Raw genomic sequence first — 14,751 nt, 5'->3', positions numbered from 1 at the left:
TTGTTTTCCATTGTCCGCAGGGGCTGTGCCAAATAAAAGTCAGTAAGTTGATCAAATTAATGGCTTAGTTGAGCAAATCAACAGACTAAATTGGCGATTCGACAATAAAATGACGCCATGGACGACACCGACCGCCAACTCCTTTCCCTGTTGCGGGACGACGCCCGAGCCTCGGTCGCCTCCATCGCCAAGGTTTTGCGCGTCTCGCGCGGCACGGTGCAAAACCGGCTGGCCAAATTGGAGGCCGACGGCACCATCACCGGCTACACCGTCCGCCTCAAACCCCAGGCCGAGGGCCACCGCATCCGCGCCTTCATGACCGTGGCCGTCGAAGGCAACCGCACGGACGCGGTGCTGGCCGCCCTGCGCGGCGATCCGGCCGTGAGCGCCCTGCACACCACCAACGGCCGCTGGGACATGGTGGCCGAGTTGCAGGCCGACACCCTGGAGGCCTTTGACCGAGTGCTGAGCCGTATCCGCCTGCTCGAAGGCATTGCCAACACCGAGACCAGCCTGCTACTGTCGACCACCAAGCTTTAAACTCCCCTCATGAATCTGGCCCCCGCCCAACTCCAGGAACACCTCAAGCGCGGCTTGAAAAGCCTGTACACCCTGCACGGCGACGAGCCCCTCCTGGTGCAGGAGTTCGCCGACGCGCTGCGCGCTTCGGCACGCGAGCAGGGCTACACCGAGCGCACGGTGCACACCGTGGCCGGTGCGCATTTCGACTGGAGCGAGGTGCTGGCCAGCGGCGGTTCGCTCAGCCTTTTTGCCGACAAGCAGATCGTCGAGATCCGCATCCCCAGCGGCAAACCCGGCAAAGATGGCTCCGTCGCGCTGCAGCAGATCGCCGAACGCGCGCAGGGCGACGACTCCACGCTCACCTTGGTCATGCTGCCGCGGCTGGACAGCATGACGGCCAAGGGCGCTTGGTTCGGCGCGCTCGAAAGCTTCGGCGTCACCGTCAAATTCGACCCGATAGACCGCCGCAGCCTGCCGCAGTGGATCGCCCAGCGCCTGCAGCAACAAGGCCAGCGCGTGGCCGCCGGCGAAGAAGGCCAGCGCACGCTGCAGTTTTTTGCCGACCGGGTGGAAGGCAACCTGCTGGCCGCGCACCAGGAGATCCAGAAGCTGGGACTGCTGTACCCGGCCCAACCCGACAGCGCCCTGAGCTTTGAGCAGGTGGAAAACGCCGTGCTCAATGTGGCGCGCTACGACGTGTTCAAGCTCTCCGAGGCCGTGCTGGGCGGCCAGTCCGTGCGTGTGGCGCGCATGCTCGACGGCCTGCAGTCCGAGGGGGAGTCCGAAGTGCTGGTGCACTGGGCGCTCAGCGAAGACATTCGCAGCATGAAGCGCGTGAAAGACGCTATCCAAGCAGGGCGCCCCATGCCGATGGCGCTGCGCGAAAACCGCGTCTGGGGCGTCAAGGAAAAGTTGTTTGAACGCGTGCTGCCGCAAATCGGCGACACCACGTTGTCAAATCTGCTGCACGCTGCACACAAGGTTGACGGCATTGTCAAAGGCCTAAAGCAACCCGACTGGCCTGCAGATGGCTGGCAGGCGTTGCACCGGCTGGCCGGTATGGTGTGTGAGCAATGCGCCATGCAGGGGCAGGGCCGCCCCAGGCAGGCATAGTCCCCGCGCACCCAGGCGCGCGTTGAGAAGCCTAAAATGGTGCGATGAACGCGCCTGACTCCCACAAAGCCCTTTCTTCTTCCAGCGACCTCGCCGGCGATGTCCCTGGTCTGATGGAAGCGCTCGGATCCAAGGCAAAAGTGGCTTCAGCCCAGGTAGCACGCGCGCAAGCAGCTATAAAAAACAGAGCACTCCTGAATCTGGCCGCCCTGCTGCGTCAGAACCTGGCGGCGCTGGAAGCCGCCAACCAGCGCGATATCGAGCGCGCCACGGCCTCTGGCCTGGCCGGGCCCATGCTGGACCGCCTCAAGCTCACCCCCAAAATCATCGAGACCGTGGCGGTTGGCTGCGAGCAATTGGCTGTGATGCCCGACGTGATTGGCGACATCATCGGCATGAAGGAGCAGCCCAGCGGGATTCGCGTGGGGCAGATGCGCGTACCGATTGGCGTGTTCGGCATGATTTACGAGAGCCGTCCCAATGTGACGATTGAAGCCGCGTCACTGGCGATCAAGAGCGGCAACGCCTGTATTTTGCGCGGCGGCTCCGAAGCGATTGAATCGAACAAGGCGCTGGCTGCGCTGGTGCAGCAGGCGCTGGTGGCCGCCGGCCTGCCCGCCGATGCCGTGCAGCTGGTGCCCACCACTGACCGCGAAGCCGTGGGCCATTTGATCGCCATGCCGCAGTATGTGGACGTGATCATCCCGCGCGGCGGCAAAGGTTTGATCGAGCGCATCAGCCGCGATGCCAAGGTGCCGGTCATCAAGCATCTGGACGGCAACTGCCATGTGTATGTCGACGACCCTTGCGACATCGAGATGGCGGTGAAAGTGGCCGACAACGCCAAAACCCAAAAATACAGCCCCTGCAATGCCAGCGAAGGTTTGCTGGTCGCGCGCGGCGTGGCGGCGCAGTTTCTGCCCAAAATCGGCGCCATCTACGCCGCCAAGGGCGTTGAAATGCGCTGCGATGCCGAATCGCAGGCCATTCTGGCTAGCATTAAAGGCGCCAACCTCAAAGCTGCCACTGAGCAGGACTGGTACGAGGAGTACCTCGCGCCCATCATCAGCATCAAGGTGGTGGCGGGCATTGATGAAGCAATCGCCCACATCAACCAGTACTCCAGCCACCACACCGACGCTATTCTCACGCGCGACCACATCAATGCCCAGCGCTTTTTGCGCGAGGTGGATTCGGCCAGCGTCATGGTGAATGCGAGCACCCGCTTCGCCGATGGATTCGAGTTTGGGCTGGGTGCCGAAATTGGCATCAGCACCGACAAATTCCATGCGCGCGGGCCGGTCGGGATTGAGGGGCTCACTTCCCTTAAGTACGTGGTACTGGGGCAGGGCGAAGTCAGGACCTGATTCGTTAACCTGACAAATAGGAATCTGTATTCATGATACTTACGCGCCGCCCATTGCCGTTTGTACTGGCAGCGTCTCACCACGGGATGATGATCGTCAATCGCAATGATTACCAGGATACCCCTGAAGGCAGGTACGGTGTCGGCCACCAGGTGCTTGAATATGCCTCCTTTGATCCTGCTGAAGTTGATGACGTGCTTCAGTTGCTGGACATGCGACACGAATTCTTCGGGGATGGTCTCGTAGCGATCGATGGGGGAGCCAATATTGGCGTGCACACCCTCGAATGGGCCCGGCACATGCAGGGATGGGGCAAAGTAGTTGCATTCGAAGCGCAGGAGCGGGTGTTTTATGCACTCGCCGGAAATATCGCCCTGAACAACTGCTTTAACGCCAACGCCCATTACGCGGCTTTAGGATCGCAGGAAGGCAGCATCACTGTGCCTATGCTGGATTACAGCCAGCCTTCCAGTTTTGGGTCACTTGAACTTCGCAAGAAGAGCCAGAACGAGTTCATCGGCCAGGACATAGATTATTCCGAAGCTGCTGGCAAAAAAGTACGGATGATGACTATTGACGGCCTTGACTTGCCACGCCTTGACTTCATCAAGCTTGACATTGAAGGCATGGAGATCGAAGCGTTGACGGGGGCACTGCAGGCCTTGCAAAAGCACAAACCCATGATGGTGATCGAAGTCATCAAGACCAATCGCTCGGACTTGACGCAACTTCTGGAGCGTTATGGCTACACGACCCGCCCCATGGGCGTCAACATCATCGCGCTCCATTTGACAGATCCCGCCTTGGCCCGTCTGGATTCGACCTCCTGACCTGGGTGGATTTTTCTGTTTTGAAGGTTCCAGTCACGCCTTGTAACCCGCCGGCCCGTCCCAATATCCCTAGAATCCGGTCAGATATAACCGAACACGGGCCTGCCGGGTTCAGGTCTTAAAAGCGAAAATCGACCCTTGGCGAGGACAATTTTTGACGATTTTGCAGGCCCATCTCTGCACATGGGTCAAGAAAGCGGCGAAAAAAATACCGCTGCAGCTGATTTGCAGACGACGACTTTTGAGCCCCGGCAGACTATTGACAACAACATCCCGCAGCAGAAAGTGGCCGCATGGTTCCGCACCTCATCACCGCCCTGAACGGCCCTATCAACGAACTCGAACAACGGGTCCTGGACTCCACGCCGGCGATTGAGCGCTGGTTCCGGCTGGAGTGGATGGAGCACACGCCGCCGTTTTACAGCTCGGTCGACATCCGCAACGCCGGCTTCAAGCTCGCCCCGGTTGACACCAACCTCTACCCCGGCGGCTGGAACAACCTGACGCCCGAAATGCTGCCGCTGGCGGTGCAGGCCGCCATGGCCGCGATCGAAAAAATCTGCCCCGAGGCGCGCAACCTGCTGGTCGTGCCCGAGAACCACACGCGCAACAGCTTTTACCTGTCCAACGTGCTGCAGCTCAAGCGCATTTTTCACCAGGCCGGCCTCAATGTGCGTTTCGGCTCGCTGAGCTCCGACATCAAGGAGCCCACCACGCTGAACCTGCCGACCGGAGAGACCATCACGATCGAGCCGCTGATCCGGACCGACCGCCGCTTGGGCCTGAAAGACTTCGACCCCTGCACCATTTTGCTGAACAATGACCTGTCGGCCGGCATCCCCGGCATCCTGGAAGACCTCAACGAGCAGTACCTGTTGCCGCCGCTGCATGCCGGCTGGTCGGTGCGCCGCAAGTCGCGGCACTTCAAGGCCTACGAAGAAGTTTCCAAGCGTTTCGGCAAGCTGCTGGGCATAGACCCCTGGCTTATCAACCCCATGTACGCCCAGTGCGGTGAAGTCAACTTTGCCGAAGAAACCGGCATGGACTGCCTGACCACCAACGTCGATGCGCTGCTCACCAAAATCAAGCGCAAGTACAAGGAATACGGCATCAACGAAAAGCCTTTTGTCGTCGTCAAGGCGGACAACGGCACCTACGGCATGGGCATCATGACGGTGCGCGACGTGAAAGACCTGGACGCGCTGAACCGCAAGACGAAAAACAAGATGAGCACGACAAAAGACGGCCAGCCGCTGTCCGAAGTGATCATCCAGGAAGGCGTGCTGACCAACGAGCGCGTCAACGACGCCGTGGCCGAGCCCGTGGTCTACATGATGGACCGCTACGTGGTGGGCGGCTTTTACCGCGTGCATGCGGAGCGCGGTGTGGACGAAAACCTCAATGCGCCCGGCGCCAGCTTTGTGCCGCTGGCCTTTGCCGACAGCGGCCGCCTGCCGCAGCCCGGCGAGAAGCCCGGCTCCAGCAGCCCCAACCGCTTCTATATGTATGGCGTGATCGCCCGACTGGCGATGCTTGCTGCGAGTTATGAACTCGAAGCCACCGACCCGGACGCCGAGGTTTACGACTAACACCCCTATCGTTCTCACTTCGCTACGCTTTGTGTAGTGCCGTTTCCCCTTGCAGGGGACGCCGCAAGGCATCCGGCAAAGCCGGCCTGCCCGCGGCCGCTTTCGAAAGTCAGGGAGCTTATGTGTCCGCGGCGGCTCGAATTAGGAGTCTTTTAGGCGTCTGGCCCAAGCAGGCCGTGCGCAAGCAGCTATTAAAAAAGTAGCGCCCAGAATTCACCTGCCTGCGCTGGCTTCCCCGGCATCGGCGGGGCCGGTTTGTTACAAGTTGTTGCGGTGCAACAAAATCGGGATTAGTTGGATTTAGGGGTGTTCGCCGACTTGCAAGCAGGGCACCCGGGCGCAAAATAGCGTTCCCAAAGGTAACCATTCCCGCCGCTTTGGACCCGCTTGAACGGGCCGAGTGCAAAGACGGGAAGTTTTTGTGTCCAGTAAAAAATCATCACTCGCGGCGCTCACCCTGGGCGCCATTGGTGTCGTCTACGGCGACATCGGAACCAGCGTCCTGTATGCCGTCAAGGAAGTTTTCGGTTCCGGGCATGTTCCCTTTACCCCAGACAACGTCTACGGCATCCTGTCCATCTTCTTCTGGACGCTGACCGTCATTGTCTCGATCAAGTATGTGGCGCTGGTGCTGCGCGCCGACAACAACGGCGAAGGCGGCCTGATCGCCATGCTGGCGCTGGCCTCCACCGCGGTGAAAGACAAGCCCCAGCTGCGCAAGACCTTGCTGATCGTTGGCATCTTCGGCACTTCCCTGTTTTATGGCGATGGCGTCATCACGCCGGCGATTTCGGTGCTGTCGGCCGTCGAAGGCCTGGAAGTCGTCTCGCCTGCCTTCAAGCAGGGCGTGATCCCTATCACCCTGGTCATTTTGTTTGCCCTTTTTGCGGTGCAAAAGCACGGCACGGCGGGCATAGGCAAATTTTTCGGCCCCATCACGCTGATCTGGTTTGCCGTGCTGGCGTTGCTGGGCATTTCGCAGATCGTGACCCATCCCGAAATCCTGGTGGCAGTCAGCCCGCACTACGCGGTGATGTTCATGTGGGCCAACCCCGGTACCACCTTCATCATTCTGGGCGCCGTCGTGCTGTGCGTAACCGGCGCCGAGGCGCTTTACGCCGACCTTGGCCACTTCGGCAAAAAACCGATTCGCCTGGCGTGGTTTTCCGTGGTCATGCCTTCGCTGGTGCTCAATTACTTCGGCCAGGGCGCGCTGCTCATCGGCAACCCTGCCGCAGTGAAGAACCCGTTTTTCCTGATGGCGCCCGAGTGGGCGCTGCTGCCGCTGGTGGGCCTGGCCACCATGGCTACCGTGATCGCCTCGCAGGCGCTGATCACCGGCGCCTTCAGCGTGACCAAGCAGGCCATCCAGATGGGCTACCTGCCGCGCCTCAATATCCAGCACACCAGCGTGCGCGACACCGGCCAGATCTACATGCCCTTCGTCAACTGGGGCCTCTTCATCACCATCGTGCTCGCGGTGGTGATGTTTCGCTCGTCCAGCAACCTGGCGGCCGCGTACGGCATTGCGGTATGCACCGACATGCTGATCACCACCATCCTGACTTTCTACGTGATCCGCTACGGCTGGAAGTACCCACTGAGTTTGTGCATTGCGGCGACCGGTGTCTTCTTTGTCGTCGACTTCGCGTTCTTCGCCTCCAACCTCATGAAACTGTTCGCCGGCGGCTGGTTCCCGCTGGTGATTGGGGGTGCGGTCTTCACGCTGATGATTACCTGGAAGGAAGGCCGCCACCTGCTCAATGAAAAGCTGCGAGCCGATGCGATCGATTTACCGAGCTTCCTGGACGCCGTCTTCGTCAGCCCGCCGGCCCGTGTCGAAGGCACCGCCGTATTCCTGACAGCCGAGCCTGGCAGTGTGCCCAACGCGCTGCTGCACAACCTCAAGCACAACAAGGTGCTGCATGAGCAGAATCTGTTCGTGACGGTGCGCAACCATGAGATCCCCTGGATCGGCATGAACAAGCGCCTGGAGATCGAATCACTGGGTCACGACTGCTGGCAGGTCAACGTGCACTACGGCTTCAAGAACGACCTGGACCTGCCCAAGGCCCTGCAGCAGATCAAGGGCCGGGGCTGCGAGCTGGAGTCGATGACGACCAGCTATTTCCTCTCGCGCGACACGGTGATCCCGACCATCGGCAGCGGCATGGCACCCTGGCGCGAGAAACTGTTTGCTCAGATGCACCACAACGCCAGCGGTGCGGCAGACTTCCTGAACCTGCCAAACAACTCGGTGGTGGAACTGGGCAGCAAGATCGAGATCTGAGGGTTTCTGGCCGCTCCGGCTTTGCCAGAGGACTCGTTTTAAATATCTGGCACGCGTATTCCTGCCTGCGTTGAATTGTTGATGCCAATCCATAGCTGCTCGCGCCTGGCCGTATGGGCAAGCCGCATAAAGCATGCTGGTGAAATTGTTAGAGCTTCATGCGCGGAGCTACGTGCCCTTGCCGCGCATGATGGCAGCGGATACATCCGGGGTTGTTTCGGCATAGCGCCTGAACTCCATGGTGTAGGTAGCCCGGCCCTGCGTGAGTGAGCGCAAGGTGGTCGAGTAGCCGAACATTTCCGACAGCGGCACCTCGGCGCGCACCAGCTTGCCGCCGCCGCCCGCAATGTCTTCCATGCCCTGCACCATGCCGCGCCGCGATGAGAGGTCGCCCATCACATTGCCCATGAAGTCTTCGGGCATTTCAACCTCGACCGCCATCACGGGCTCCAGCAGCACCGGCTTGGCACGGCGCATGGCTTCCTTGAAGGCGAGCGAACCGGCCATGCGAAACGCGTTCTCGTTCGAATCGACATCATGGTAGGAGCCAAACACCAGCGTGGCCTTCACATCGACCACCGGGTAGCCCGCAAGCACGCCGGCCTTGAGTGTTTCCACAATGCCCTTGTTGACCGCCGGAATGTATTCACGTGGAATTACGCCGCCCTTGATGGCATCGACGAACTCAAAGCCCTTGCCAGAAGGCTGCGGCTCCAGGTTGAGTACCGCGTGTCCGTACTGCCCGCGACCGCCCGACTGCTTGATGAACTTGCCTTCAACATCGTTCACCGCCTGCCGGATCGTTTCACGGTAGGCCACCTGCGGTTTGCCCACATTGGCCTCTACGCTGAACTCGCGCTTCATGCGGTCGACCAATATCTCCAGGTGCAATTCCCCCATGCCCGAGATGATGGTCTGGCCCGACTCTTCGTCGGTGTGTACACGAAACGAAGGGTCCTCCTGCGCCAAGCGGTGCAGCGCAATACCCATTTTTTCCTGGTCCGCCTGGGTCTTGGGTTCAACGGCCTGTGAAATCACAGGCTCGGGGAAGACCATCTTTTCCAGGATGATGACGTGGGCCGGGTCGCACAGCGTGTCGCCGGTGGTTGCTTCTTTCAGGCCCACGGCGGCGGCGATGTCGCCGGCGTACACCTCCTTGACCTCGTTGCGCTCATTGGCATGCATCTGCAAAATGCGGCCCAGGCGCTCGCGCTTGCCCTTGACGGGGTTGTAGACCGTGTCTCCGGCTTTGACCACACCGGAGTACACACGAAAGAAAATCAGCTGCCCGACATAGGGGTCGGTCATGATTTTGAAAGCCAGCGCCGAGAAGGGTTCATCGTCTTTCGGGTGGCGTTCCGCTTCCCCGTCGTCTTCGGTGTGACCCAGGATGGCCGGCACGTCCACCGGCGAAGGCAGGTAGTCGATCACCGCGTCCAGCATCGCCTGCACGCCCTTGTTCTTGAAGGCGCTACCGCAGAGCATGGGCACGATCTCGTTGGCCACTGTGCGCTGGCGCAGCCCCTGTTTGATCTCGTCTTCGCTCAACGGCTCGCCCGCGAGGTACTTGTTGAGCAACTCGTCATTGGCTTCAGCGGCCGCCTCAATCATCTTGGTGCGCCACTCGTTGGCGGTCTCCACCAGGTCTGCCGGAATGTCGCCATACTCGAAATGCAGGCCCTGGCTGGTGTCGTCCCAGATGATGGCCTTCATCTTGACGAGGTCTACCACGCCTTGAAAATGGTCTTCCGCGCCCACCGGAATCTGCACCGGCACAGCCACGCCTTTGAGACGCTCGCTGATCTGGCGTTGCACGCGAAAAAAATCGGCACCGACCCGGTCCATCTTGTTGACGAATGCCAGGCGCGGCACCTTGTATTTGTTGGCCTGGCGCCAGACGGTTTCTGACTGCGGCTGCACGCCGCCCACGGCGTCATATACCATCACCGCGCCGTCGAGCACACGCATGGAGCGCTCCACCTCGATGGTGAAGTCCACGTGGCCGGGCGTGTCGATGATGTTGATGCGGTGCTCGGGGTAGTTGCCGGCCATGCCTTTCCAGAAGGCGGTGGTCGCTGCCGAGGTGATGGTGATGCCGCGCTCCTGCTCCTGCTCCATCCAGTCCATGGTGGCCGTACCTTCATGGACTTCGCCGATCTTGTAGTTCACACCTGTGTAGAACAGGATGCGTTCGGTCGTGGTGGTCTTGCCGGCATCGATGTGCGCGCTGATGCCAATGTTGCGATAACGCTCGATAGGGGTGTGGCGGGGCATGGCGAACTCCTTTTTTGCCGGTCCGCGCTTGTTGGATTTGTTTGCACGGCCAGTTCACCAGTTTGCGCCAAAGCGCCGGTCTTTGCTCGGTTTTCCCCGAGCACCCACGTCGGGTGTGGGCCCTGGCGTCAGGCCGCTTGCAGCATTTCGGCCATGAAGGCAGGCAGAGGCCTGCCGTCCGACAACAGGTATTTCGCCATGGGGATCACCGCGCTCTGCACCGAAGGCCGCGCACTCATCCTGTCGCGCCATGCCAGCAGCAACGGCGTAGCCGGTGTAAGGGGCGCGCCCAGGCGTTCGCCAAACAGCATCGCCATGTACAGCGCGATATCGGCAAACGAGAAGCTCTCCATCACGAACTCCCGCCCTTGCAGGAGATTTTCAAGCCGCGTGTAGAAGGCCCGCGCACCATCAATTGCGGCTACCGCTTGCGGATCGTCCAGGCTGTGCTGCAGGCCCATGAGCCGGATGATGTGAGGAAAGTAAACCTCGTCCGACATGTGCTCCATCTGGCGGGCGCGGGCGCGGGCGGCGATGCCGGCCGGCCACAGCGCGGGCTGGGGCTGCAGGTCTTCAAGGTATTCCAGGATCTGCGTCGAGTCAAACAGCTCCAGGTCGCCGTTGATCAGTACGGGCACCTGTTTTTTCGGGTTGATTCGCACGACCTCCGGATGCTTGGGTGAGTAGCCCTCGGTCTGCGAGAAGGGCACCATGACGATATTGAGCGGTATGCCTTTTTCAAACGCGGCGATCTGCACCTTGGCGCCGAACATGCTGAGGCGGGCTGAATAGAGACGAATTGCGGGCGTTTTGTCTGTAAAGGTGTGCGGCATGGGTGGGTGAGTTTCGTGGTGATGGGCGTTTGTTCAATGACTATGACGTGGAGGGCGGCGGCTCACGGTCAAACAAGCCGGGCGCGCCGCCGATTTCCGCGCCTTCAATCAGCAGCATGCGCAACTTGGTCGAGACGCCACCCGGCGCTGAGAAGCCGCCCGACTGCGCGCCTGCGGCCAGCACGCGGTGGCAAGGCACGATGATGGGAAACGGGTTATGCCCCAACGCCTGACCCACGGCACGCGCCGAGCCGGGTTCGCCAAGCTCGGTGGCGATATCGCCGTATGTGCATGTTTTGCCCGGAAGGACTTCCTGTGCAATCGCATAAACCCGGCGGTGAAACGGGGGAATGCGGCGCAGATCCAGTATGCAGAACCGCAAATCGCGGGCGTCACCTGCCAGCAGGGCTGTCATGGCGTCTATGGCCAGCTGCATGTCCTGTGGTGGCGTGGCGGGCGCGAGCGGCGCAAACTCTCCCCGCAGACGGGACAACATGCGGCGCTCCGATGTTTCGGGCAAGCGCACGGCTGCAATGCCGTGTGCGTTCCATACCAGCGCGCACTGCCCAACAGCAGTGTCAAAAAGCGCGAATGTGTGGAGTTCATTGTCAGCGGCCATGGTGCCCGACATGCTACACGCGACCGGTATCCGAGGTTTGAGGCATTTCGACATTGGAAGATCGGCGCTGCCACTGCGTCAAAAAAATCCATCGCATGTACCGAAACGAAGTGAGCGAATCTCCAGCGCCAATTGGATGGAGTTTTCCTCATGTGTTGCTGGCCGGACGTAGGCGCACGTAAGGTCTGTTGTTCTTGCCGCATCGTCAATGCAAACTGGTGAATGTAAGAATTAATTTCGTTACCTATCTTGCACACCACTGAAGCTTTTAATTTTCTGCAGACGTACCATGCGTTCTTTTTGAAGGAACTCACAATGGCAACACCGTTCTTTGGCAAGCGAGAAAACGAGACACCAACGGGCTTGCGTCATGGCCCGGGAAATGGTTATGGGACCACGGGCACGTCCAGTGCTTCCGGCGCGCTGCAGTCGGGTGCATCGTCCTCAAATGTGAACCAGCAAAACACCGCCAAGGCGGTCAATGAAGCGCCTGCGAGCACGGGAAAAGAAGGCGGCAGCAAGTTGACGGTCGGCCCCAATATCAAACTGAAGGGCGTGGAGATCACGGACTGCGATACGCTGGTGGTCGAAGGCCTGGTGGAAGCCACCATGGATTCGCGAGTGATCCAGATTGCCGAGCAGGGTGCGTTCAAGGGCTCCGCAGAAATCGACGTGGCGGAAATCCGTGGGGAATTCAACGGCAACCTTACAGTGCGGCAGAAACTGGTGATTTACTCGACCGGGAAAGTCACGGGCATCATCCGCTACGGCAAGCTGGTGATTGAAGAAGGCGGCCAGCTCTCAGGCGAGATCCTGTTCGGTGCGCTGGCTGCGGCCAAGCCGGCGAGTGCGGTCAAACCAGGTTTGCAGGCGGTGTAGGAGACTTAAAGCAAAAACAGGGCGCGTTTCTAACGCGCCACCGAAACCTCCACATCACTTTCCTGCTGCTCGCGGCAGGAAAGTGATGCGGGGTTTTCGTGTTCGCCGTTCTGGCTACTGCCACCGGAACGCCAGCGGTACCAGCGCGGACGCCAGAACCACCTGCAGGCCCAGCGCCAACCCGGCGGAGCGCCCGCGTCGGCATTGACCTGCAAGGCCCGCGCGGCGCCCAGCCCGTGAGATGCCGTGCCCAGCGCAAAACCACGCGGCCCAGCCTGCAGCGTCAACGGGAATTCGCAAGGCGTCAAACAGGTATTTGCCGCTGAGCGCACCCACGAGGCCAGTAACCACGGCAAACACAGCCGCCAGCGCAGGGATTCCGCCGATCTTTTCCGCAATACCCATGGCGACTGGTGCGGTGACAGATTTGGGCGCAAGCGACAGGGTAACTTCGACGGGCAAGCCTGCGGCCCATCCCTGCAACAATGCCGATCCGCTGGCCGCAGCACCACCGGCTACGGCCGCAAGCAGCAGCCGACCCCGGCGCAGTTCTTCGCGCCGCAACCATAGTGGCCATGCCAGTGCCACCACCGCAGGGCCGAGCAGGAAATGGATGAACTGGGCGCCCGCAAAAAAATAGGTGGGGTAAGGCACGCCGGTGGCCAGCAGGGCACCGGCCAGGCAGACGACCGTCCAGGTGCAGCATCAGCACGGTCACGAGCAAACCCGCCGAAGTGGACGCCACCACGACCAGCAGCATGCGTGCGCCGTACTGGCTGACCAGTGACGGACGGGTCATCATCCCGACGTCGACGGGTACAAAGAGTAACGAAAGGTGCGAGAGCAAGAAGTCTGCGCACACTGCCACAGGGCTGCGCACCGTGTCTGACTGGAGGCCCGGCAGAAGCAAAACCACGCCAATCACAGGGCCCGAAAACGGCAGGGAAAACCGCGGGAAAGAAGTTCCCCTGCGGACTGAAAAACGAGTAACCAGGCCAAATTCCGCGATGCTGTCATGACATGATTTCCACGGCAGGTGGGTGCACTCTCGATGCGAGGGCAACGCCGGGAATTGCTGGGATGGTCATGGCAATACCCATCTGGAAAGTTTAAGGGCTGGAAAAAAGATCTCCTTGCGGCCACTCCCGCACCGCATTCGCCGCGCCCCACAGTGCCTGGTCGATGTCTTTGAAGAATGCGCGGCGCCCGGATGGGTCCGGCCTGGAATTGAAGGCTACCACCCATGCATAGCCTTGCCGGGTCCGAAGTGCCAGGGTCTGCAGGCCCGGCTGGCTGCCCGTGTGCCACCAGTTATCACCTTTGTCACTCCTGACGACGTGGATGCCTGCCGCATAAAAGCTGCGCGGATTGCCATCTTTTTCCAGCATCGGCTCGCTGCGCATGGTTTGCAACGATTCCTCATTCAGAAGCCGTTTCCCCCGTGCGCCGTCGATCGCCAGGAAAAACTTCAGCACATCTGTTGGCGTTGCAATCCAGGCGCCCAGCGCGTCCATGTTTTCGACGGAGTAGGAGCCCGTAAGGGCTGGGCACATTCGCGTTCGTAACACCCGGTGCGCCGCGCTGCAGCGGCTCTCCGGGATACGCGTAGTACTTCGTCTCGCCCTGCCGGCTCTCGGTGCTGCTTGCGGCCTGAAAGCCTTTGCCGGTGGACGGCATCAGAAACTCCCGGCTGCTGAAGGTACGGTAGGACTCGCCGGTGACGACTTCCACAACCCTTCCGAGCATGCAGTAGCCGGTATTGGAATAGGCGAAGCGCTCGCCGGGCGCGAAATCCAGCTTGTCCTGAACGGAATCCCGGATGATCGCATCGCAGCTGACGGGTGCCACGCCTTGCCGGCGGGCAACGGCTCCGAGCCGGGGCTGAAAAAACGGATCACCAGAGCGCTCCCGATCGAATCCGCCTGAATGCTGAAGCAGGTGCCGGATGCTGATGTCCTTGACGCGCGGGTCGGCGGGGGAGGAGGGTGCTATTCCGGCTTTTTCGAAAAGGGGCAGCACCGGGTCGTCCAGCTTCAGCTTTCCGTCCTCCGCCAGCTTGAGCACCATGACTGCTGTCAAGGTCTTGTTGATGCTTCCCATGCGGAACAGGGTTTGCGGCGTCATGGCTTCCTGCTTGTCCCTGTCGGCATAGCCGTAACCTTTGGCAAGGAGCAGCTTGCCGTCCTTGGCCACGACCAGGCTGGCGCCCGGGACATCGTATTTCTTCATGACTTCCAGCATGGCCTTGTCGAAGGGCTCGAGGTGGGGCAGTGACTGCCCCACCTCGAGGCACCAGCCCCACGGCGAAACGAACGCCAGCAAGGCGCCTGCCAGGCCACGGGAGACCTGGCGGCGCATGGTGGAAAAACCGATGGACAGCGTCGTATGCATTTTTTGGGCCGTGGGTTGCCCGCGCAGTCTATGAGGTTTTCATG

At 60.6% G+C, this 14,751-nt stretch carries 12 protein-coding genes and 2 pseudogenes; 8 read left to right on the top strand and 6 right to left on the bottom strand.

The features are described from left to right. Window positions 1–117: 117 nt before the first annotated feature. The 7 genes from AC1DVV_RS16035 to AC1DVV_RS16005 all read left to right on the top strand — a co-directional run bounded on the left by AC1DVV_RS16035 (window position 118) and on the right by AC1DVV_RS16005 (window position 7,711). A complete protein-coding gene (locus tag AC1DVV_RS16035) occupies window positions 118–540 on the top strand; it encodes an Lrp/AsnC family transcriptional regulator (RefSeq protein ID WP_457281486.1) in 423 nt (140 codons plus the stop codon). 9 nt (window positions 541–549) lie between these two features. Then, complete coding sequence (holA, locus tag AC1DVV_RS16030; protein ID WP_477689514.1) at window positions 550–1,635, top strand: DNA polymerase III subunit delta; 1,086 nt, start codon at window positions 550–552, stop codon at window positions 1,633–1,635. Window positions 1,636–1,679: 44 nt separating this feature from the next. Continuing rightward, window positions 1,680–3,002, top strand: coding sequence for a glutamate-5-semialdehyde dehydrogenase (locus AC1DVV_RS16025; protein ID WP_477689515.1), 1,323 nt, complete (start codon window positions 1,680–1,682; stop codon window positions 3,000–3,002). Between the two features lie 86 nt (window positions 3,003–3,088). Further along, window positions 3,089–3,832 (top strand): FkbM family methyltransferase, encoded by a 744-nt coding sequence (locus AC1DVV_RS16020; protein ID WP_457281483.1) that lies wholly within the window; start codon window positions 3,089–3,091, stop codon window positions 3,830–3,832. Between the two features lie 138 nt (window positions 3,833–3,970). Continuing rightward, entirely contained in the window at window positions 3,971–4,153 is a 183-nt protein-coding gene (locus AC1DVV_RS16015; protein WP_477689516.1) for a hypothetical protein, read from the top strand. Next, window positions 4,126–5,421, top strand: coding sequence for a glutamate--cysteine ligase (gene gshA / locus AC1DVV_RS16010; protein ID WP_457281482.1), 1,296 nt, complete (start codon window positions 4,126–4,128; stop codon window positions 5,419–5,421). Before AC1DVV_RS16015 ends, gshA begins: the two co-directional genes overlap by 28 nt. Window positions 5,422–5,842: 421 nt before the next feature. After that, window positions 5,843–7,711: a potassium transporter Kup gene (locus AC1DVV_RS16005; RefSeq protein WP_457281481.1), complete on the top strand. Its 1,869-nt coding sequence runs from the start codon at window positions 5,843–5,845 to the stop codon at window positions 7,709–7,711. A gap of 168 nt (window positions 7,712–7,879) precedes the next feature. Here the strand turns inward: AC1DVV_RS16005 and fusA are convergent, their stop codons facing one another. From fusA to AC1DVV_RS15990, 3 genes are all read right to left on the bottom strand, one after another. Then, a complete protein-coding gene (gene fusA / locus AC1DVV_RS16000; protein ID WP_457281480.1) occupies window positions 7,880–9,985 on the bottom strand; it encodes an elongation factor G in 2,106 nt (701 codons plus the stop codon). A 128-nt stretch (window positions 9,986–10,113) separates the two neighbouring features. Continuing rightward, complete coding sequence (locus AC1DVV_RS15995) at window positions 10,114–10,818, bottom strand: glutathione S-transferase family protein (protein WP_457281479.1); 705 nt, start codon at window positions 10,816–10,818, stop codon at window positions 10,114–10,116. A gap of 40 nt (window positions 10,819–10,858) precedes the next feature. Beyond that, window positions 10,859–11,437, bottom strand: coding sequence for a methylated-DNA--[protein]-cysteine S-methyltransferase (locus tag AC1DVV_RS15990; RefSeq protein ID WP_457281478.1), 579 nt, complete (start codon window positions 11,435–11,437; stop codon window positions 10,859–10,861). A 315-nt stretch (window positions 11,438–11,752) separates the two neighbouring features. Here AC1DVV_RS15990 and AC1DVV_RS15985 point away from each other — a divergent pair, with 315 nt between their 5' ends. Then, complete coding sequence (locus AC1DVV_RS15985) at window positions 11,753–12,316, top strand: bactofilin family protein (RefSeq protein WP_457281477.1); 564 nt, start codon at window positions 11,753–11,755, stop codon at window positions 12,314–12,316. A 114-nt stretch (window positions 12,317–12,430) separates the two neighbouring features. Here the strand turns inward: AC1DVV_RS15985 and AC1DVV_RS15980 are convergent, their stop codons facing one another. The 3 genes and pseudogenes from AC1DVV_RS15980 to AC1DVV_RS15970 form a co-directional block, all read right to left on the bottom strand. Beyond that, window positions 12,431–12,970, bottom strand: a complete 540-nt coding sequence (locus AC1DVV_RS15980) for an LrgB family protein (RefSeq protein ID WP_477701536.1) — start codon at window positions 12,968–12,970, stop codon at window positions 12,431–12,433. A 40-nt stretch (window positions 12,971–13,010) separates the two neighbouring features. After that, window positions 13,011–13,333, bottom strand: a pseudogene (locus tag AC1DVV_RS15975) (CidA/LrgA family protein); the annotation flags it as partial. 92 nt (window positions 13,334–13,425) lie between these two features. After that, window positions 13,426–14,545 (bottom strand): annotated as a pseudogene (locus AC1DVV_RS15970) (serine hydrolase domain-containing protein). Between the last annotated feature and the right edge of the window lie 206 nt (window positions 14,546–14,751).

The sequence above is a fragment of the Polaromonas sp. P3_B4 genome (assembly GCF_056402835.1).
Note: the sequence above shows the minus strand (reverse complement) of the source record. Positions and strands in the feature narration are given on the sequence as shown.

Coding starts and splice junctions, on each gene's coding strand:
- AC1DVV_RS16035 (WP_457281486.1), top strand. CDS start 118: ATGGACGACACCGACCGCCAACTCCTTTCCCTGTTGCGGGACGACGCC.
- holA (WP_477689514.1), top strand. CDS start 550: ATGAATCTGGCCCCCGCCCAACTCCAGGAACACCTCAAGCGCGGCTTG.
- AC1DVV_RS16025 (WP_477689515.1), top strand. CDS start 1,680: ATGAACGCGCCTGACTCCCACAAAGCCCTTTCTTCTTCCAGCGACCTC.
- fusA (WP_457281480.1), bottom strand. CDS start 9,985: ATGCCCCGCCACACCCCTATCGAGCGTTATCGCAACATTGGCATCAGC.
- AC1DVV_RS15990 (WP_457281478.1), bottom strand. CDS start 11,437: ATGGCCGCTGACAATGAACTCCACACATTCGCGCTTTTTGACACTGCT.
- AC1DVV_RS15995 (WP_457281479.1), bottom strand. CDS start 10,818: ATGCCGCACACCTTTACAGACAAAACGCCCGCAATTCGTCTCTATTCA.
- AC1DVV_RS16020 (WP_457281483.1), top strand. CDS start 3,089: ATGATGATCGTCAATCGCAATGATTACCAGGATACCCCTGAAGGCAGG.
- AC1DVV_RS15985 (WP_457281477.1), top strand. CDS start 11,753: ATGGCAACACCGTTCTTTGGCAAGCGAGAAAACGAGACACCAACGGGC.
- gshA (WP_457281482.1), top strand. CDS start 4,126: ATGGTTCCGCACCTCATCACCGCCCTGAACGGCCCTATCAACGAACTC.